Here is an 18,760-nt window from a genome sequence, read left to right as displayed (position 1 = left end):
ACGGAATGTGTCGCTAATGTATCGCCTCAGAGGGAAAAAACCCGGCTCTCCCGCTCCACCTTGTCCACCACGCAGTAGATTCCCCCCTCCTTCATCCCCGGCTTGAAGCAGCCGTTGCAGGAGATGCAGCGGGCCCGGCTCTCGTCCCCCTCCTCCCAGCGGCGGGGGAGGTTGGGCTCCCGGATGAGGGGGCGGGAAAGGGAGACAAAGTCGGCCTCTTCCCGGCGGATGACCCCTTCCACCAGCTCGAAGGTGCGGAACCCCCCCACCACCATGACGGGGCAGGAGACCACCTGTTTGATCCGGTAGGCGAGGGGGAGGTTGTAGGCCTCCTGCTCCCGGGTCTCGATCCCCTGGCGGACCGGGGTCTGTCCGCCCGAGGCCGGTGTGCCGCCGGAGACCTCGATGGCGTCGATCCCCTCCTCATCCAGCATCCGGGCCACCAGAACCGCCTCCTCCAGGTTGAGTCCCCCGTTCAGGTTGTCGGAGCCGTTGAGTTTCACCATGACCGGGAAATCCTTCCCCACGGCGGCACGTACAGCATGGGAAATCTCCAGGAGAAAGCGGCACCGGTTCTCCAGGGAGCCGCCGTAGCGGTCGGTGCGGCGGTTGGTGAGGGGGGAGAGGAACTGGTTGATGAGGTAGCCGTGGGCGGCATGGAGCTGGACCGCGTCGAAGCCCCACTCCCGGGCCCGGACGGCGCCGGCGGCGAAGGCTTCCACCAGATCCGCGATCTCGGCCTCGGGGAGTTCACGGGGAAGCTCCGGGTACTGATCGATTTGCACGGCGGAAGGGGCCACGGGCTGAGCGCCGGCCGCCCTGGCCGTGGTCTGGCCGCCGCAGTGGACTAGCTGGAGGCAGATTTTACCCCCCTCCCGGTGGACCGCCTCGGTCAGGAGCCGTGCCTCGGGGGCAAAGGAGTCCTCGTGGATTCCCAGCTGTCCGGGAAGCTGCTTTCCGTCGGGACGGACGAAGGCGTAGCCGGAGATGATGAGCCCCACCCCGCCCCGGGCCAGGGTCCCGTAGTAGGCGGCCAGCTTCTCCGTGGGATGTCCCCCGGCCCGGCACATCCCCTCCCAGGTGGCGGAGCGGACCAGCCGGTTGCGGAGTGTCAGGTGGTTGATCTTTGTCTCGTCGAACACCTTGCGCATTGAATCAAACCTCCGTCAGAAAATCTCGAAAAACTTCCCCGTCCCCAGTTTGTGGACCTTCATAAGGTTCGTGGAACCTCGGGCCTCCACCGGCACCCCCATGGTTATGACGATCACGTCTCCCTTGCGGTACCCCGCCGAGAGGAACGTCGATTCCACGGCCGCGATCTGCTCGTCGGTGCCGGTCATGGGGCCAATGGGGAGCGGCTTCACCCCCCAGTAGAGGGAGAGGCGCCGCCGGGTCTCCAGGGACTGGGTAAAGGCGATGATGGGGAGCGGCGGCCGGAACTTGGAGATGAGGGCGGCGGTGCTCCCCGACTGGGTCATGACCGAGATGGCCCGGGCGTCCACGGTGACGGCGGCGCGGCAGGCGGCCTCGGCCACCGCCTCGGCGATGCTCGGGTTGTGGCGCCGCTGGGGGAGGGTGTCCTCCATCTGAGCGTAGCGCTCCACATCCAGGGCCACCTTGGCCATGGTCCGCACCGCTTCCAGGGGGAACTGCCCCGAGGCGGTCTCCCCCGAGAGCATGACCGCGTCGGTCCCGTCAAGGATGGCGTTGGCCACGTCGGAGGTCTCGGCCCGAGTGGGGCGCGGGTGGCTGATCATCGATTCCAGCATCTGGGTGGCGGTGATAACCGGCTTCCCCGCCTCGTTGCAGGCTCGGATGATTTTTTTCTGGAAGAGGGGGACCTTCTCGGCGCTGATCTCAACACCCAGGTCGCCCCGGGCCACCATGACACCGTCGGCCGCCTTGAGGATGCTCTTGAAGTTGCGCAGGGCCTCGGGCTTCTCGATCTTGGCCACCACGGGGATGTGGATGCCGCGCTCGAAGAGGATCCGCTTGAGCCCCTCCACGTCCTCGGCGCTCCGGACAAAGGAGAGGGCGATGTAGTCCACCCCCACGGCCAGGCAGAACTCCAGGTCCCGCAGATCCTTCTCCGAGAGGGAGGGGGCCGAGACATGGACTCCGGGGAGGTTGATCCCCTTCAGGTCCTTGAGGGTTCCCCCCTCCACCACGGTGCAGCGGACCCGGTTTCCCTCCACCGAATGGACCTTCAGCTCGATGAGGCCGTCGTCCATGAGAATGCGGGAGCCGGGTTTCACGTCATGGGGGAGGGCCTTGTAGATGGTGGAGATGAGGGTCGGGGTGCCGAGGACCTCATCGGTGACGATGTCGAGGGGGTCTCCCTTGCGCAGGGAGATGGCGCCGTTCTCCATGCGGCCGGTCCTGATCTTCGGCCCTTGGAGGTCGGCCAGGATACCGATCTCCTTTCCCCGGGCGGCAGAAAGGCGCCGGATGGTGGCAATGGTCTCCCGGCGCTGGTCGTTGGCCCCGTGGGAGAAGTTGAGGCGGAAGAGGTCTGCCCCTGCCTCCATGAGCTTGCCGATCATCTCTGATGAGGAGCTGGCCGGCCCGAGGGTGGCTACGATCTTGGTTTTGCGCGACGATTTATCCATGGAAACGATGGTTCCCTCAGTGATGGAATTTCCCGACCCGCCCCTTGTGGGCCGGGGTGGGGGATTTGTGGCACTCGAAGCAGGGGAGCTCGTCCACCTTCCGGATGTCCAGGGGGGAGGCCGGCTTGGCGGGCTGGGGCATGGTATACCCTTCGGTCTGGAAGTAGGGGCGGTCGCGCTCGTCGGAAAGGATCGCCGGCTGGTAGGCCACCTGCCAGTTGGCGCTGATGGGGATCGTGTGGCACTGGTCGCAGCCGCCAGGAGGGGGAATGCTCTTCCATGACGTGAGCATGGCGCATCCGGTGGTCAGAATGGCTGTCAGGGCAACGAGGAGAGGGGGAGCTGTGCGCATGTGATCGTACTCCGTGAAGGGAAATGCCGCAAATGAGTGGTGATAATGATAGCACAAAGCGTGACTAAAACAAGCCGGCAGCGTCTCAAAACTGCGTCTGGAGCCGATGCTTGACCTTTCAGCCCGAATACTATAGGCTCGTCGGTAACTAGCTGAGAGAAAAGATGTTTTATATCATGAAGCCGCCATGGACAGGAGGCAGTCTCGATCATGTGCACCACCTGCGGTTGCGAAACCGATACCCATCACCACGATCATCATCACCTTCACGGCGAAGGGAAAAACGCCCGCAAGATCGCTGTCGAACTGGACATCCTCTCCCGCAACAACCGTTTTGCCGCCGAGAACCGGGCACTCTTCGCCGCCAAGGGGATTTTCGCCCTCAATCTCGTGAGCTCGCCCGGTTCGGGGAAGACCACCACCCTTGAGCGGACCCTGAAGGACCTGGCCGGCAGGTACCGCTGCGCCGTCATCGAGGGGGACCAGCAGACCGACAACGACGCTGTCCGCATCGCCGCCACCGGCGTGCCGGTGAAGCAGATCAATACCGGCGCCGGGTGCCACCTGGACGCCCACATGGTGGGCCACGCCGTTGAGGAATTCGACCTGGCCGCCCTCGATCTCCTTCTGGTGGAGAACGTGGGGAACCTGGTCTGCCCCGCCTCCTTTGACCTGGGGGAGCACCACAAGGTGGTGGTCCTGTCGGTGACCGAAGGGGAGGACAAGCCCCTCAAGTACCCGAACATGTTCCATGCTGCCGACGTGATGCTTCTCAACAAGGTGGATCTCCTCCCCTACGTGGACTTCGACGTGGAGAAGTGCAAGGAAATGGCCCGCCGCGTGAGCCCCGACATCACCATCTACGAGATTTCCAGCCGCACCGGAGAGGGGATGGACGCCTGGTACGGCTGGCTTGCCGGCCGTATCGCCGCCGTGAAGGGATAACGCCGCGTTTCGTCCCATGACCGATGCCAGGCGCACCAGGATAACCATTGAGGGGATTGTCCAGGGGGTCGGCTTCCGCCCCTTCGTCTTCCGCCTCGCGGAGCACCACGGCATTGCCGGATGGGTGCGGAACACCACGGCGGGAGTTGTCGTTGAGGCGGAAGGGGATGCCCGGCGCCTCGCCTCCTTCATGGCTGACCTCACGGGGAAAGCCCCCCCTCTGGCGGTCATCGTTTCGCTTGCAACCGAAGAGATCCCGCCGCAAGGGGGGACCGCCTTCGCCATCCGTTACAGCGAGGGGAGCGCCGGGCCGGTGCGGGTGGCCCCGGACGGCGACGTCTGCCCTGACTGCCTCCATGAGCTCTTCGATCCGGCCGACCGCCGCCATCGCTATCCCTTCATCACCTGCACCAACTGCGGCCCCCGCTACTCCCTCATCACCGCTGTCCCCTACGACCGCCCCAACACCACCATGGCCCCCTTCCCCCTCTGCGATGCCTGCCGGACCGAGTACGAGGACCCCCGGAACCGCCGCTTCCATGCCCAGCCGGTGGCCTGTCCGGAGTGCGGTCCCCGGCTCAGGCTCGTGGATGCCGACGACCGGGACCTGCCAGGGGATCCCGTGGAGGAGGCAGCAGGGCTCCTCTCCCAAGGGAAGATCGTGGCCGTGAAGGGAATCGGCGGCTATCACCTGGCGGCGGATGCCCTGAACGACGGGGCGGTGCGGGAGTTGCGCCGCCGAAAGGCCCGGGACGAGAAGCCCTTTGCGCTCATGGCCCCCGACCTGGCGGCGGTGCGGACCTTTGCCATTCCCGACGCCGTGGAGGAGCGGCTCCTGGCCGCCCCCGAGCACCCCATCGTGCTCCTGCGCAAGCGCCCCGGCAACCCCGTCTCCCCCCTGGCGGCCCCGGCCAACGGCTACTTCGGCACCATGCTCCCCTACGCGCCGCTCCACCATCTCCTCCTGCGGGACCGCTTTACGGCCCTGGTCATGACGAGCGGCAACCTCTCCGATGAGCCCATTGCCTACCGGGACGCCGAGGCCCGGGAGAGGCTTGCGGACATCGCCGACGCGTTCCTTGTCCACGACCGGGAGATCCATACCCGAACCGACGACTCGGTGATCCGGGTGTTCCGGGGTAATCCCCTCTTCCTGCGCCGCTCCCGGGGGTACGTGCCCCGGGAGGTGCGGCTTCCCCTGGAGATTCCGACTGTCCTCGCCGTGGGGGCCGAGCTCAAGGGGACCATCTGCCTCGCCCGGGGAGACCGGGCCGTCATGAGCCAGCACATCGGCGACTTGAAGAATGCCGCCACCCTCGATTCCCTGGCGGAGACCACCGCGCACCTCCAGGGGCTCCTGGGGATAACCCCGGAGCTTGTGGCCCACGACCTCCACCCCGACTACCTCTCCACGGCCTTTGCCGAGGGGATGGGGGGGATTCGGCGGATGGCGATACAACACCACCATGCCCACCTGGCATCCTGCATGGCCGAGAACGGTCTCGACGGGGAGGTGGTCGGCGTCATCTTCGACGGCACCGGCTACGGCACGGACGGCACGGTCTGGGGGGGGGAATTTCTCGTGGGGGGATACTGGGGCTTCCGGCGTGCCGGCCACCTTCGGCAGGTTCCCCTTCCCGGCGGCGACGCCGCGGTGCGGGAGCCGATCCGCATGGCGTTGTCCTATCTCCACGACGCTTTCGGCGCCGAGTTCTTCGACCTTTCCCTTCCGTGGCTTGCCGATGTTGTCGAGTCGGACCGTCCCCTCTTTCTCCGGATGCTGGAGCGGCGGATCAATTCTCCCCTTACCTCCAGCTGCGGCCGGCTCTTCGACGCCGTGGCGGCCCTCATGGGGGTGCGGGCAGAGGTTTCCTTCGAGGGGCAGGCGGCCATGGAACTGGAGGCCCTGGCCGAAGGGAGCGATACGGCGTCCCTGTACCCCTATGCCCTCGTTCGCAAAAACGGCAGTGCCGAGATCGATTTCCGGCTCATGGTCCGGGCTCTCGCGGAGGATGTGGCCGCCGGCCGGCCGGGGGAGGAGATGGCCCGTGCCTTCCACAATACCCTTGCCGCGGCGGTGACGGACCTCTGTGCCCAGATTCGCACTGTGGAAGGCCTGGACCGGGTCGTCCTCTCCGGGGGCGTCTTCCAGAACAAGCTGCTAGCTGAAGGAATTGTTCAGGCCCTGACAGACCGGGGTTTCCATGCCTATACCCACCGGCTTGTCCCCCCCAATGACGGGGGACTGGCTCTGGGGCAAGCAATTATAGCAGGATACGCAGCACGAAAAGGAGTATAGGATCTATGTGTCTCGGAGTACCCATGCAGGTGGTCAGCGTCGGCGACGGTGACATCGTTGCCGAGATCGACGGAGTGAGGAAAGAAGCGAGCCTCATGCTCCTCGACGAAGAGGTGAAGGAAGGGGATTTCGTCATCGTCCATGCGGGCTTTGCCATCTCGAAGCTGGACGAGGAAGAAGCACTGGAAACCTTGAAATTGATGAGGGAAGTGTTCCGGCCGGAGGACATGGCGTGAAATACCAGGACGAGTTCCGCGACCGCCACGTGGTGCTGGGCCTTGCCGCCCGGATCAGGGAGCACGCGGCCGGACGCACGGAGCCCATGACCTTCATGGAGGTCTGCGGCACCCATACCATGGCCATCTACCAGTACGGGCTCCGCACGCTGCTCCCCCCGCAGGTGCGGCTCATCTCCGGACCCGGCTGCCCGGTCTGCGTCACCCCCAACGAGTACCTGGACCGGGCCGTGGCCCTCTGCCGGCTCCCCGACGTTATTGTCGCCACCTTCGGCGACATGGTCCGGGTCCCCGGCTCCACGTCGTCCCTCCAGGAGGAGCGCGCCCGGGGGGCTGACATCCGGATCGTCTACTCCCCCCTGGACGCCGTGGCCCTGGCGGCCGCACACCCGGAGAAGCGGGTGGTGTTCCTCGGCGTCGGGTTCGAGACCACGGCCCCGGCCATCGGCGGGAGCATCCTGGCGGCGAAGAAACAGGGGCTCGCCAACTACTTCGTGCTGGCAGCCCACAAGACCATGCCCAAGCCCATGGGGGTCCTCTCCGCCGACCCGGAGCTGAAGATCGACGGCTACATCTGCCCCGCCCACGTGAGCACCATCACCGGGCCGGAGATCTACCGCTTCCTGGCCGAGGAGTTCCATATCCCCTGCGTCATCACCGGTTTCGAGCCCGCGGACGTCATGCAGGGGGTCGAGATGCTCGTCCGCCAGGTGGTGGCGGGGGAGAGCCGGGTGGAGACCCAGTACAGCCGTGTCGTGCGGCCCGAGGGGAACCGCAAGGCCCAGGAGGTGATCCGGGAGATCTTCACCCCCTGCGATGTCCCCTGGCGCGGCATCGGGGTCATCCCGGGGAGCGGCCTGCGGATCGCCGACGCCTATGCCGTGTTTGACGCCGAGAAGGCAATTCCCGTGGCGGTGGAGGAGACCCGGGAACACGCGGGATGCCTCTGTGGCGAGATCCTCAAGGGGAAGGCGGCCCCGGCTGACTGTCCCCTCTTTGGCGGCGCCTGCACCCCCGAGTCCCCCGTGGGGGCCTGCATGGTCTCCTCCGAGGGAACCTGCGCGGCGGCATACAAGTACGGGCAGTGACCAGCAATAAAGAACACATGGCACATCGGAGAACCCTGTGAACAAAGACCTCATCTTGTTGGGCCACGGTAGCGGCGGGAAGCTTTCCCACCAACTCCTGGACGACCTCATCATACCGACCCTCTCGGGCATCCCCCTCGCCGGCCAGAACGACGCGGCGCTGGTGGAGCATGGCGGCCAGCGACTCGCCTTCACCACCGACTCCTACGTGGTGGACCCCATCGTCTTCCCCGGCGGCAACATCGGAAGCCTGGCCGTGAACGGCACCGTGAACGACCTGGCCATGATGGGGGCGCGCCCCCTCTTCATCAGCGCCGGCCTCATTGTCGAGGAAGGGTTCAGCCGGACCGAACTGGCCGGGATCCTTGCCTCCATGCGGGGTGCTGCCGACGCCGCCGGGGTCAGGATCGTCACCGGCGATACCAAGGTGGTCCCCCGGGGGAAGGCCGACCGGATCTTCATCAACACCTCCGGCATCGGGGCCGTGGAGCACAATTTCGCCATTAACGGCGCCAACGCCCGGGCCGGCGACGTGGTCATCATCAACGGCACCATCGGCGACCACGGCATCGCGGTCATGGCACAGCGGGAGGGGCTCGACCTGCAGACCGCCATCCAGAGCGACTGTGCGGCCCTGAACGGTCTTGTGGCCGAGATCATCGCTGCAGGGGGCGACGCGGTCCACGTTCTGCGGGACCCGACCCGGGGGGGAGTCGCCACGACCCTCAAGGAAATAGCCCTTCAGTCCGATAAGACTATTACCCTCCGGGAGGAGACCCTCCCCCTCAACGGAGCGGTGAAGGGGGTCTGCTCGATCCTCGGTCTCGATCCCCTCTACGTGGCCAACGAGGGGAAGCTTCTGGCCGTGGTGGCCCCCGAGGCCGCGGAGAGGGTGCTGGCCCGCATCAAGGGGCATCGCCTCGGGAGGGATGCCGCCATCATCGGCTCCGTATCCGACGAGGGCGCACGGGTGCGGATGGAGACCGCCGTGGGGGGGATGCGGGCCGTGGAGATGCTGGCCGGCGAGCAGCTTCCCCGCATCTGCTGAAGGGGTGGCCGGCGCCGTCACCGGTTGGCATCTTCCGCAGGGGCTCTGCCTGCTTCGTTCCGCACGGCAAGTGGCGGCAATCGATGAAATTTGTGCTATCTATGAATTGTGACCTGAAGTGTCGAAGTATCTCCGGAGGAAAACGCCATGCCTTACCATCACACCACGTCACCCGCGCCGGCCAACGGCCCGGTGACCCTCATGTTCATCGGCGGCGGCAGCCGTTGTCCCGCCTTTATCGGCGCCCTCAAGGCGGTGGAGGAGTTGCGGATTCCCGTGGGGAAGGTCATAGGCGCCTCGGGGGGGAGCGTCGTGGCGGCCCTCTACGCCGCGGGGTACTCTCCCGATGAGCTCCACCGCCTCTCCCTCGACACCGATATCGGGGCATTCCGGGACTTTTCGCCCCGGGGCGCCCTGGCCGGCATGGGGGTCTGCCGGGGGGACGCCCTGGAACGGTGGCTGGATGAAAAGCTGGGGGGGAAGCATCTCGGTGACGGCTTGCGCATCCCCCTCGGCATCGTTGCCACCGACATTCTCAACCACACCCCCCACCTCCTCTGCGGCGACAATCACCCCGACCTGAAGGTCTCTGCCGCCGTCCGTTTTTCCATGGGGATTCCCCTGGTTTTCGCCTGGAAGAAATATTCCCACCGGGGGCGGGACTACGTCTTCATCGACGGCTCCCTCATGGCGGGGATCATCGAGGGGCAGTGCGCCGATGCGGGACGCACCCTCACCATCAAGACCTTCGCCAAGCGGAGCATAAGCCGGCCGGCCTCGTCGGTTCTGAGCCTGCGGCGCTACGGATCAGACCTGCTCTCCATCTTTTACGGCGCCATGGACCGGGAATTTCTCAAGGGGGGGAGATGGAAGGACACCATTACCATCCACTGCGGCACGGTTTCCCCCCTCACCTTTTCCCTCAGTTCGGCGGAAAAGGAATTTCTCTTCGAGCAGGGATACCACCAGGTGGCCAAGTACCTTCGCTACAAGGGAGGGTTCTGACGACGACAAGGTTTCCGTTGTCTCTGCCGGAGAATTTCTGTTAGGATGCCCTCATCCCTCTTTTTTGCTAAAGATTGCGCCGCGCCTGCCGATAGATATAGTGTTCAGTGTCGAGAGTGACCAAGGGAGGAGTTAGGGTGGAAAAGAGAAAGTTCGAGCGGGTTGACCTCCGTACCGAGGCCGTTGTCCGTCATCGGGACCTGACCTTCAGGGGCGAGGTGGAGAATCTGAGCCTGAAGGGGCTCTTCGTCAGGACCGACCAGAAGATTCCCCTCCATGAGAAGGTGGATGTGGCAATGTTTTTCCAGGGCTCGTCGTCGGAGCTTTCCTTCAGCCTTGAGGCCAATGTGGTGAGAGCCACCGACCAGGGGATCGGCCTCAATTTCCGCAAGATAGACATCGATTCCCTGGTCCGCTCCGACGTGTTGTCATCCGCCGGCGGCGACCGCCGGCAGGTGATCGAGGAGTTCTATGGCTACGCGGAAAACAACGACGCGGCCGAGGATGAAACGCTGAAAAACCCCCCGGTCGCGTCATAGCAACCGCCTCTATCAGTCCACCGGGTTTCCCTTGGTGACCGCATCAAAGACCGAGATGAGCGAGTCGGGCGTGTAGGGGCAGGCCCGGTTCTTGGTGGTACCATCAGCCAGCGTTTGCTCCCAGAAGATAACCTCCTCGCCCCCTTTTTCCCCCCGCGATACCCCTTTCGGGTCGAACTCCTTGAGCACATTCCACATCTGGTCCATGGTCAGGAGTTCGTAGCTGGCGAACTCGTCGCCGCTCCCCACCCTGGCGAGGAAGCTGTCAACGAGTTCGTAGTCGACAAAGTCGTTCTCCTTCCGGCACCACTTGATAAACGGTTGGTCAGCCTTCCTCCCGTTGCGAATTTCCTTTTCAATCTCACGTCCTGTCATGTCTCCTCCTCTTCCGCCGCCTGGCCATGTCAGCCACACAGTGCCAGGAGCAATGATGGTTCGTGGCGTCTCCCGATCCGTGACTTTACTGGCTGGCGGCAATAATGTTGTATAGTAATAGTACAGCACTTTTGGGAGATGTCACCGGATGCGCGGAGCGAAAAGTGCTTTCTCGCTGGCTCGTAATTTGCTTGCCTGTGAACGGGAGCTTTTCGCTCGTTGAGGTGGGGATGGTTAGTGTGTCATGAACGATGTGCAGCGTGCCTTTGATCTGTTGCAGTTGAAGCCGGGCGCGAGTCCCGCGGAGGTAAAACGTGCCTTTCGCGACCAGGTTGCAGCGTGGCATCCCGACCGGTTCTCCGCCGACCCCGTCATGCAGCGGCGAGCCGAGGAACGGCTGCGTCTCGTCATCGAGGCCCATCGGTCAATCGTTTCATATCATGAAATGCGTGCATCGGGAGAGATGGCGGCCGGCCATCGCGTGCAGGGGGATGATCGGGGCCTTTCCTCGCCGGCCGGGAGCTTTTTTCGCTCTGTCCCGAATTGTGTATTCTGCGTCGTTGTGCTTGGCTGTGCCCTGCTGGGGCTGCTCCGGCATGGGATGACGATCCACGCCTGGATCTACGGAGTTGAGATGGCGCTTATACCGTCCCTCTTCTCCCTGGTCTACAATCTGGCGGGCCGCGGCAATCTGGCGGTGAGAAATCTCTATCTCGGCTTTTGCCTCTGTGCTTTGGCAGTCGTTGTGGTGGACGGCGCCATGATCGGTGTGGAGCGGTCTGCACCGGCCGGGGAAGGGGAAGTCTTTTCCCCCCGGGGTAATGACGGCGGAGCGGTTGGTGGCGGCTGGCCCCTCCCCCGCGGGGGAGACAGGGACCCCGTTGGCGAAGGTCTTGCGCCGGCTTCCCATGAACCGCCTTCTCCGAGGGCACCGGCTCTCCCCCTGGCGCCGGTGGCACCCGCGGCTCCCCATGCGCCCGCAGCCCCGCTGGCGCCATTGGCTCACTGATCCGCGGCTCTCTATCATGACGCGTCGCGAAGGCGCTCAGAATCAGGAGGTAAACGCACCGTATGGCGCTTAGACTTGGAGAAATGCTGGTCAAGGCAGGCCGGATCACGCCGGACCAGCTTGATGAGGCTTTGAGGAGCCAGGTCATCTTCGGAGGACGGCTCGGAACGAACCTTGTCGAGATGGGATGCATCGACGAGGAGGAACTGGCGAGGGTCCTGAGTGAGAAGTTGCGGGTCCCCTGCGTCGACCCGGACGAGCTGATGAACATCTCCCCTGCCATTATAGAGGCGGTGCCGTTGGAGGTGGTGGAGCAGTACCAGGTGGTCCCCCTCAGACTGGAGAACCGGCGGCTGTTCCTCGTCATGGCCGATCCGTCCGATCTTCCCGCCATTGATCAGATAGCCTTTAGGACCGGCCATGTTATCGTGCCGCTGGTGGCCCCGGAGATCAGGCTCCTGATGGCCCTCGAAAAGTACTACGGCATCAAGCGGGAGTTGCGGTATCTGCCGGTGTCGAAGGGATTGGGGGGGAGAAGGGTCTGCAGCTACCAGCCGAAACCCGCTGACGCGGCCATCGCCGCTCCGCGCGAGGTGATCGACTTTTCGACGCTTCCCGCGGAGGGGGAGGAATTTTTCCCGTGGGGAGAGGGGGGGTACGACACTCCCCGGATCGAAGCCGCCAAGCGGCACACCATCGACACCCTCTCCCGCGAGCTGGTCGATGCCCCTGACCGGGATGCGGTGGCGCGGGCTATCCTGAACTACGTGGGTCAGGAGTTCGGCCGGGCAGCGCTCCTCCTCGTCACCCGGGATGCCGTGGCGGGGTGGATGGCTCTCGATGGGGGAAACCCGGTCCCCCGGTTCGACGAACTGAGAATCGGCCTCGACGAGCCGTCAGTAATGCTGTCGGTGACCAAGGCCCGGGTCCTCTACCATGGTCCCGTGGCCGGTACTCCCGCAAACCTCAGGCTGCTGAAGGCTCTGGGGGGGGACAAGCCCGAGGGGATGATCCTTGTTCCCCTGGTTATGAACAAGCGGGTGGTGGCCATCCTCTGCGCCGTGGGTGGGGTGGAGCTCCTCGGCGCCAGGCAGGAGAGCCTCCAGGTTGTTGCCCGCAAGGGGGTCCTTGCCTTCGAGGTTCTCATCCTGAAAAACAAGATCCTGATGACGTGACGGAAAAAGGCGCCCCCTGAAGAAGGGGGGTTGTCTCTTTTTTCTGAAGCGGGTAGTCTGAAATCCACTGCTCCCTTCCCCTCCGGTGAAGGGATCGATTACTCATTATTGAAGGAGTCCATTGATGAACAAAGCACTCAGCATCTCAGCCCTCGCGCTTGCCCTTTCGCTCCCCCTCGGTGCCCACGCCTTCGGTCCCGGCGCGTCCTCCATGGGAGGGGCCACCGCCCCGGCAGGCGTTCCCCTGGCGGGGAAGGTTGCGGAAACCATGGCGAGCGGCGGGTACACCTACCTTCTCCTGGAGCGGGACGGGAAGAAGATGTGGGCGGCCATCCCCGAAACCCCCGTGGAGGTGGGCCGAGAGATTACCCTCAAGCCGGGGATGGAGATGAAGAACTTCGCCAGTAAGGCCCTCAAGCGCACCTTCGAGAGCATCTATTTCTCAGAGGGTCTCGCATCGGCTGTTGAAAGCACGGCGGGTAAGAGCTCTCCGGGGAGCAAGGGGGTCGTGGTAACCCCGGCCAAACAGGTGAAGGTTGAGAAAGCTGCCAGCCCCAACGCCCACACTATCGCCGAGACCTACGAGCAGAGGGGGAGCCTCGACGGAAAACCCGTGGCCGTGCGGGGGAAGGTCATGAGGGTGTCCGCGGGCATCATGGGGAAAAACTGGGTCCACCTCCAGGACGGTAGCGGCGATGCCAAGAAGGGAACCAACGACCTGACCGTCACCACCCAGGATCTTCCGGCCGTGGGTGACGTGGTGACCGCCACCGGCACCCTCCGCAAGGACAAGGATTTCGGCGGCGGCTACCGGTATCAGGTCATCATCGAGGAAGGGACCGTGAAGCGCTGACGCTCTCCTCCTCCATGACCGCCGTCATCATCCTTTTCTACCTCATTACCCTTGGCGCCGGCTTTTTCCTTCGGACGCTGAATCTCCGCCATCTGAAACGGTACGGCTCCACCGTCCCCTCCGGTTTCGAGGGGGCGGTGGAGCCGGAAACCCTCCGCAAAACGGTTGCCTATACCCTTGACCAGAGCCGCCTGGGGCTCGCCGAGTCCCTCTTCGACGCAGCGCTCCTCCTTATTTTCCTCTTCGGGCTTCTGCCGGCCTATGACCGGTGGGTCGCCTCCCTGGGAGGCTCCTTCGTTCTCTCGGGTGTCCTCTTCTTCCTAGGTCTCACCCTCATCCAGACGTTCCTCGGCATCCCCTTCGACCTTTACGGGACCTTTCGCCTCGAAGTCCGCTACGGCTTCAACACCACGACTCCCGGCCTCTGGCTCTCGGACTTGGCAAAGTCGACCCTTCTTTCGGTGGTGCTGACGGGTCTCCTGGTGGCCGGGGCCTTCGTCCTCGTGGCGTGGAGCCCCCGCTTCTGGTGGCTCTGGGTCTGGGGGTTCTTCGCCCTGGTATCCCTCTTCCTCATGTACCTCGCCCCCTATGTCATCGAGCCCCTCTTCAACCGGTTCGAGCCGGTCGCCGAGGAGGGGCTGGAGGAGGAGATCCGCGCCTTGTGCGATCGGGCCGGGCTGCGGGTCAGCCGGGTCATGCAGGTGGACGCCTCCCGGCGCAGCCGCCACTCCAATGCCTACTTCACCGGCATCGGCCGGGTAAAGCGTATCGTCCTTTACGACACCCTCATCCGCCAGATGAGCCACCGGGAGATTCTGGCGGTCCTTGCCCACGAGATCGGCCATTGGAAGAAGGGGCATATCCGCCGGCGGTTGATCCTCACGGAGGCCGGTGCCCTGGCCGGCTCGTGGCTTGCCTGGAAACTCACGGGATGGGAGGGATTTCCGGGGCTCATCGGCCTGACGGACGCCTCCTTCGCGGCGCGACTCGTCATCCTCGGCTTCCTGGGCTCCATCGTTTCCTTCCCCTTCACCCCCCTTTCCAGTTGGCTCTCCCGCCGCCACGAGCGGGAGGCGGACCGTTTCGCCACCGACATTACGGGGGATGCGGAGGCCTTGGCCTCAGCCCTTGTGAAGCTCTCCACGGAGAATCTCTCCAATCTCCACCCCCATCCCCTTTATGCGGCGTTCTACTATTCCCATCCTCCCGTGGTTGAGCGGGTGGGCAGGCTGAGGGCCGCCATGCCTCCGGCAGGAAAAGCGGGAGAGACCACGATGTAATCGGAAATTTTTTCATAATTCAGGTCCCGGGCGAGCCGTCACTGCTGTGGTTGAATGAATCTCGAACGATCTGCCATTCACTGAGGCTAATTATAATTTTACAACGAGGTGTGGCGGAAAGGGGGGCTTGCCGCAGGAGCGGCAACGTACCGAAGGCCGCCTTCATCAGGTGGAACATGGAAAGGACGACGAGAGCGCCTATGTTGACAGTAAAACGGTAAAATGGTACTTTTATATCAAAATACGACAGCACGCAATCGGCACGACTAGCCAATCAAGGAGAGCACCATGAGCAATCCCCCGTTCCATCAATTTTGCGGTACCGAGGGGTACGTCGCCTCCAGGGCGCTCCAGGACGTGGTCAACGTAGCCATTGCCCTGGAGCGGCCGCTTTTGCTCAAGGGGGAGCCGGGCACGGGAAAAACGCTTCTCGCCTACCATATCGCCAAGGCATTGGGGATGGAGATCATCCTGTGGAACGTGAAGTCCACCACAAAGGCCCGCGACGGCCTCTATACCTACGACACGGTCCAGCGCCTGAATGATGCCCGTTTCGGTGACGGAGACGTCCGGGACATCCGCCACTATATCAAGCTCGGCCCCCTGGGAAGGGCCTTCGGGAGCGCGGAGCGGGTGGTGCTCCTCATCGACGAGGTGGACAAGGCAGACATAGAGTTTCCCAACGACCTGCTGTTCGAGCTGGACGAGATGCGTTTCCACGTACTGGAGACCGACGAATGGGTGTCGGCCGCCCATCGTCCGGTGGTGATCGTCACATCGAACTCGGAGAAGGAGCTTCCCGACGCGTTCCTGCGCCGCTGCGTATTCCACTACATCGACTTTCCGGACGAGACGCAGATGCGCGCCATCATCGATGTCCACTTTCCCGACCTTCCCGCCGAGCTCATGAGGAGTGCCTGCAAGGTCTTCTACGGTCTGCGCGAGGTGCCGGGATTGCGCAAGCGCCCTTCCACCTCGGAGCTGCTGGACTGGATCCGGGTGCTGCTGGCCAGCGGCGCGCGGCTGCCGGAGGAGGAGACTCCCGCGCTCCAATCGGTGCCGTTTCTGGGCGCCCTCGTCAAGATACAGGAGGATGCCGACATCCTCGCCCACCACGCCAGCCGGTCGGCAGATGTCCGCACCGCGGGCCGCCGCTTTTTCCGCTGATGTTTCTGGCTCTCTACCACTCACTGCGGGCGCTCAAGGTGCCGGTGAGCCTCACCGAGTGGCTTACCCTGCTGGAGGGGCTTGCCAATGGGCTCCACAACCAGAGCCTCGAGGACTTCTATTACCTCTCCCGCAGCCTCCTCGTGAAGGACGTCGCCCACTACGACGCCTTTGACCAGGCTTTCGCCTACTGCTTCAAGGATGCACCGATACCCGAAGATCTTGCCACCAGGAAGAAGGTCCTGGAATGGCTCCGGGATGCGCAGGCTCCGCGGCGTCTTTCAGAGGAAGAGCTGGCCCGCCTGGAAGCGCTTTCCCTGGACGAACTGCTGCGGCAGCTGGAAGAGCGGCTGCGTACCCAGGACGGTGCCCACCACGGCGGGAAAAAGTGGATCGGCACCGGTGGGACGAGCCCCTTCGGCGCCGGCGGCAACCACCCCTCCGGGATATCCTTCGCTGCCGAGGGGGGCGGGGGAAGGGCCGTGCTCCAGGCCTTTGGCCGGCGCTACCGCAACCTGCGCAATGATCTGACCCTGGATGTGCGCCAGATCGGCGTGGCACTGAAGCGTCTGCGCGATCTGAGGGAATGCGGTGCCGAGGAACATCTCGACCTTGAGGGCACCATCGACAGGACCTGCAGGAACGCCGGGGAGATCGATCTGGTCTTTGCCCGCGAGCGGGAGAACCAGGTGCGCGTTCTGCTGATTATGGACTCGGGTGGTTCCATGGAGCCGTTCAGGGCCCTGTCGGAGCGGCTCTTTTCCGCGGCCCACGGACTCAACCATTTCAGGGATTTCCGCGCATTCTACTTCCATAACTGCGTCTACGAGGACCTCTATGTCGACCTCGATTCCGACGAATCCATCCCCACGGCCGAGGTGATCAGGGAGTACGGAAAGGAGTATCGACTCATCTTCGTGGGCGACGGGGCCATGGCCCCCTACGAACTGATGAGCCCTTCCGGCATTCTGGAGCGGTATCGTGCCGGCACCATGTCCGGCCTGGACTGGCTCCGCCAGCTTGCCGACGCCTTCGGCCGGCGGGCCTGGATGAACCCGCTTCCCGAGAATTCCTGGATGCACTACGAGACCGTCCCCGTGGTAGGAGGTCTCTTTCCCATGTTCCCCCTCACGCTGGAAGGGCTCACGCGGGCAGTGCGGCACTTGCGGTAGCGGCACGAGGGGGGCACATATATCTCCGAGAAAACAAGAGGGTACTGATTTGCCGCAGCAGATTGACCACGCCTGCCAGAATCGATATAGTCGTTACTCCTGTAACGCATTGATAAGACCGACGGTTTCTGAGAGCGAAACGCACCCATGAAGATCAGCAATCTCCTTATCCATCTGCACAACAACATTGACGCCTTCACCCTGAAGCCACGTCACGTCGAGCAGATACGCCAAGCACTCCCGGAAGTGGCCATTACCGTCTCGGCGAGCGACAGCGACTTCATGGACCGGCTTCCCGATGCCGAATATGCCCTTGTGTGGGTCTTCAAACCCGAGTGGTATGCGACCGCTCCCCGGCTTAAGGCACTCTTCACTCCTGCCGCCGGCCGTGACTGGGTTGCGGCAGACCCGTCAGGGAGGGTGATGACCTGTCATGGCAGCTTCCACGGTCGTATCATGCGCGAGAGTCTTCTCTCCATGATGCTTTATTTCAACCGGCGCCTCGGCCAGTCGCTTGAAGATCAGGGCCGCCGGATGTGGGGGCGTCCGGACTACAGCGGTTGTGTCGGCCTCTTCAGCCAGCGGGTCATGATCGTAGGTTTGGGGGCGCTGGGGCAGTCCATGGCGGAACTGCTCAAAGCCTTCGGTGCGCACGTAACCGGGGTCAAGCGCAACCCGGAATCCTTTGCGGGCAGCCCTTGTGTCGACAGGGTGATCTCCTTTGACGCGCTGGAGGAGGCGTTGCCTGAAGCCGATCATGTGGTTCTGCTGCTTCCCGGCGGGACGGCAACCGATGGTATTTTCACCGCACGACACTTCAATGCCATGAGGCCGGGAGCCTACCTTTACAACCTGGGTCGAGGGAACTGTTACCGGGAGGAAGACCTTGTGGCCGCCCTGGAGGATGGCCGCCTGGCAGGTGCCGGTCTGGATGTCTTTGCCGAAGAGCCGCTGCCGGCCTCCTCGCCTCTCTGGGAGCAACGCAACGTCCTGATCACGCCCCATTCCAGCGCCATCAGCCGGGAGTACCTCGACCTCTTTATTCAGGAGTGGCTAGAGACCCTGCGGAAGGGTGCGCCGCAGAACGCGTAAAGCAACACGTTACAAGCAAGAGGAGTAGATTTATTTCAGAGGAGAACTGCCATGCGCGACTTTTGTGATGCAGACCGGAAGAAAAAGAGCGGCAGGATCACGTTGCCGGAAAACCCGAGTAATCTCTCCGAAGAAGTCCTGGCACAGCTGGAAAGCGCCGTGAAAGCGGCCGTGAAAGACGGATACGTGAGTTGTCCGGCAGGCTGGAAGGTGGCCGGCAACGTGGGGGTTTCCCGCCTTGATGTGGGGGCGATGATCGACAAGCTCGGCATCCGCGTGACAGACTGTCAACTCGCCTGCTTCGCGGTGTCCAAGACTTCGCACCTGGGCTCGGCGACAGAGCCGGTCAGCGAAGATGTCTCCAGCCGCGTCGAGGATCTTGAGGAAAAGGGGGCGCTCACCTGCGCCAACGTCTTCGCCCTCGCCAACGAACTGAACGTAAAGCCGATGTCCGTCGCGAACGCGGCCAATAGCAAGAGGTATAAGATCCGGCAGTGCCAGCTTGGCTGTTTCTAG

19 protein-coding genes are annotated in these 18,760 nt (G+C 63.7%); 15 read left to right on the top strand and 4 right to left on the bottom strand.

Annotated elements, in window-relative coordinates:
• Positions 1-26 precede the first annotated feature (26 nt).
• From KJB29_RS00330 to KJB29_RS00320, 3 genes are read right to left on the bottom strand one after another with little or no spacing between them, the layout of a single operon-like run.
• On the bottom strand, positions 27-1,151 hold the full coding sequence (locus tag KJB29_RS00330; protein ID WP_215732855.1) for an oxidoreductase: 1,125 nt from the start codon (positions 1,149-1,151) through the stop codon (positions 27-29).
• A 15-nt stretch (positions 1,152-1,166) separates the two neighbouring features.
• Positions 1,167-2,609, bottom strand: a complete 1,443-nt coding sequence (gene pyk / locus KJB29_RS00325) for a pyruvate kinase (RefSeq protein WP_215732854.1) — start codon at positions 2,607-2,609, stop codon at positions 1,167-1,169.
• A gap of 16 nt (positions 2,610-2,625) precedes the next feature.
• Positions 2,626-2,961, bottom strand: a complete 336-nt coding sequence (locus KJB29_RS00320; RefSeq protein WP_004514126.1) for a hypothetical protein — start codon at positions 2,959-2,961, stop codon at positions 2,626-2,628.
• A 210-nt stretch (positions 2,962-3,171) separates the two neighbouring features.
• On the opposite strand from KJB29_RS00320, the gene hypB reads away from it, so the two are divergent.
• From hypB to KJB29_RS00285, 7 genes are all read left to right on the top strand, one after another.
• A complete protein-coding gene (hypB, locus tag KJB29_RS00315; protein WP_215732853.1) occupies positions 3,172-3,906 on the top strand; it encodes a hydrogenase nickel incorporation protein HypB in 735 nt (244 codons plus the stop codon).
• A gap of 16 nt (positions 3,907-3,922) precedes the next feature.
• Complete coding sequence (gene hypF / locus KJB29_RS00310; RefSeq protein ID WP_215732852.1) at positions 3,923-6,205, top strand: carbamoyltransferase HypF; 2,283 nt, start codon at positions 3,923-3,925, stop codon at positions 6,203-6,205.
• Positions 6,206-6,210: 5 nt separating this feature from the next.
• The gene (locus tag KJB29_RS00305; RefSeq protein WP_215732851.1) at positions 6,211-6,441 is read left to right on the top strand and encodes a HypC/HybG/HupF family hydrogenase formation chaperone; all 231 of its coding nucleotides are present in this window, start codon (positions 6,211-6,213) and stop codon (positions 6,439-6,441) included.
• Entirely contained in the window at positions 6,438-7,529 is a 1,092-nt protein-coding gene (hypD, locus tag KJB29_RS00300) for a hydrogenase formation protein HypD (protein WP_215732850.1), read from the top strand. Before KJB29_RS00305 ends, hypD begins: the two co-directional genes overlap by 4 nt.
• A gap of 37 nt (positions 7,530-7,566) precedes the next feature.
• Entirely contained in the window at positions 7,567-8,577 is a 1,011-nt protein-coding gene (hypE, locus tag KJB29_RS00295; protein ID WP_215732849.1) for a hydrogenase expression/formation protein HypE, read from the top strand.
• A 147-nt stretch (positions 8,578-8,724) separates the two neighbouring features.
• Positions 8,725-9,582 (top strand): patatin-like phospholipase family protein, encoded by an 858-nt coding sequence (locus KJB29_RS00290; RefSeq protein WP_215732848.1) that lies wholly within the window; start codon positions 8,725-8,727, stop codon positions 9,580-9,582.
• Between the two features lie 137 nt (positions 9,583-9,719).
• On the top strand, positions 9,720-10,121 hold the full coding sequence (locus tag KJB29_RS00285; protein WP_215732847.1) for a PilZ domain-containing protein: 402 nt from the start codon (positions 9,720-9,722) through the stop codon (positions 10,119-10,121).
• A 12-nt stretch (positions 10,122-10,133) separates the two neighbouring features.
• On the opposite strand, the gene KJB29_RS00280 is transcribed toward KJB29_RS00285, so the two are convergent.
• Positions 10,134-10,496 (bottom strand): hypothetical protein, encoded by a 363-nt coding sequence (locus KJB29_RS00280; RefSeq protein ID WP_215732846.1) that lies wholly within the window; start codon positions 10,494-10,496, stop codon positions 10,134-10,136.
• 244 nt (positions 10,497-10,740) lie between these two features.
• Here KJB29_RS00280 and KJB29_RS00275 point away from each other — a divergent pair, with 244 nt between their 5' ends.
• The 8 genes from KJB29_RS00275 to KJB29_RS00240 all read left to right on the top strand — a co-directional run bounded on the left by KJB29_RS00275 (position 10,741) and on the right by KJB29_RS00240 (position 18,760).
• Entirely contained in the window at positions 10,741-11,505 is a 765-nt protein-coding gene (locus KJB29_RS00275; RefSeq protein ID WP_215732845.1) for a J domain-containing protein, read from the top strand.
• A gap of 62 nt (positions 11,506-11,567) precedes the next feature.
• Positions 11,568-12,680: a cyclic di-GMP-binding domain-containing protein, MshE-related gene (locus KJB29_RS00270; protein ID WP_215732844.1), complete on the top strand. Its 1,113-nt coding sequence runs from the start codon at positions 11,568-11,570 to the stop codon at positions 12,678-12,680.
• 124 nt (positions 12,681-12,804) lie between these two features.
• A complete protein-coding gene (locus KJB29_RS00265; RefSeq protein WP_215732843.1) occupies positions 12,805-13,533 on the top strand; it encodes an OB-fold nucleic acid binding domain-containing protein in 729 nt (242 codons plus the stop codon).
• A gap of 14 nt (positions 13,534-13,547) precedes the next feature.
• On the top strand, positions 13,548-14,813 hold the full coding sequence (locus KJB29_RS00260) for a M48 family metallopeptidase (protein ID WP_215732842.1): 1,266 nt from the start codon (positions 13,548-13,550) through the stop codon (positions 14,811-14,813).
• A 288-nt stretch (positions 14,814-15,101) separates the two neighbouring features.
• Complete coding sequence (locus tag KJB29_RS00255; protein WP_215732841.1) at positions 15,102-15,980, top strand: AAA family ATPase; 879 nt, start codon at positions 15,102-15,104, stop codon at positions 15,978-15,980.
• On the top strand, positions 15,980-17,152 hold the full coding sequence (locus tag KJB29_RS00250) for a vWA domain-containing protein (RefSeq protein WP_004514112.1): 1,173 nt from the start codon (positions 15,980-15,982) through the stop codon (positions 17,150-17,152). Before KJB29_RS00255 ends, KJB29_RS00250 begins: the two co-directional genes overlap by 1 nt.
• 147 nt (positions 17,153-17,299) lie before the next feature.
• Positions 17,300-18,244, top strand: coding sequence for a D-2-hydroxyacid dehydrogenase (locus KJB29_RS00245; RefSeq protein WP_004514111.1), 945 nt, complete (start codon positions 17,300-17,302; stop codon positions 18,242-18,244).
• Positions 18,245-18,295: 51 nt separating this feature from the next.
• On the top strand, positions 18,296-18,760 hold the full coding sequence (locus KJB29_RS00240) for a hypothetical protein (RefSeq protein WP_004514110.1): 465 nt from the start codon (positions 18,296-18,298) through the stop codon (positions 18,758-18,760).

This window comes from Geobacter grbiciae (assembly GCF_018531165.1).
Taxonomy (GTDB): Bacteria; Desulfobacterota; Desulfuromonadia; order Geobacterales; family Geobacteraceae; genus Geobacter; species Geobacter metallireducens.
This window is presented reverse-complemented; position numbering and strand designations above follow the sequence as displayed.

Coding starts and splice junctions, on each gene's coding strand:
- KJB29_RS00330 (WP_215732855.1), bottom strand. CDS start 1,151: ATGCGCAAGGTGTTCGACGAGACAAAGATCAACCACCTGACACTCCGC.
- pyk (WP_215732854.1), bottom strand. CDS start 2,609: ATGGATAAATCGTCGCGCAAAACCAAGATCGTAGCCACCCTCGGGCCG.
- KJB29_RS00320 (WP_004514126.1), bottom strand. CDS start 2,961: ATGCGCACAGCTCCCCCTCTCCTCGTTGCCCTGACAGCCATTCTGACC.
- hypB (WP_215732853.1), top strand. CDS start 3,172: ATGTGCACCACCTGCGGTTGCGAAACCGATACCCATCACCACGATCAT.
- hypF (WP_215732852.1), top strand. CDS start 3,923: ATGACCGATGCCAGGCGCACCAGGATAACCATTGAGGGGATTGTCCAG.
- KJB29_RS00305 (WP_215732851.1), top strand. CDS start 6,211: ATGTGTCTCGGAGTACCCATGCAGGTGGTCAGCGTCGGCGACGGTGAC.
- KJB29_RS00290 (WP_215732848.1), top strand. CDS start 8,725: ATGCCTTACCATCACACCACGTCACCCGCGCCGGCCAACGGCCCGGTG.
- KJB29_RS00280 (WP_215732846.1), bottom strand. CDS start 10,496: ATGACAGGACGTGAGATTGAAAAGGAAATTCGCAACGGGAGGAAGGCT.
- KJB29_RS00275 (WP_215732845.1), top strand. CDS start 10,741: ATGAACGATGTGCAGCGTGCCTTTGATCTGTTGCAGTTGAAGCCGGGC.
- KJB29_RS00270 (WP_215732844.1), top strand. CDS start 11,568: ATGGCGCTTAGACTTGGAGAAATGCTGGTCAAGGCAGGCCGGATCACG.
- KJB29_RS00265 (WP_215732843.1), top strand. CDS start 12,805: ATGAACAAAGCACTCAGCATCTCAGCCCTCGCGCTTGCCCTTTCGCTC.
- KJB29_RS00260 (WP_215732842.1), top strand. CDS start 13,548: ATGACCGCCGTCATCATCCTTTTCTACCTCATTACCCTTGGCGCCGGC.
- KJB29_RS00255 (WP_215732841.1), top strand. CDS start 15,102: ATGAGCAATCCCCCGTTCCATCAATTTTGCGGTACCGAGGGGTACGTC.
- KJB29_RS00250 (WP_004514112.1), top strand. CDS start 15,980: ATGTTTCTGGCTCTCTACCACTCACTGCGGGCGCTCAAGGTGCCGGTG.
- KJB29_RS00245 (WP_004514111.1), top strand. CDS start 17,300: ATGAAGATCAGCAATCTCCTTATCCATCTGCACAACAACATTGACGCC.
- KJB29_RS00240 (WP_004514110.1), top strand. CDS start 18,296: ATGCGCGACTTTTGTGATGCAGACCGGAAGAAAAAGAGCGGCAGGATC.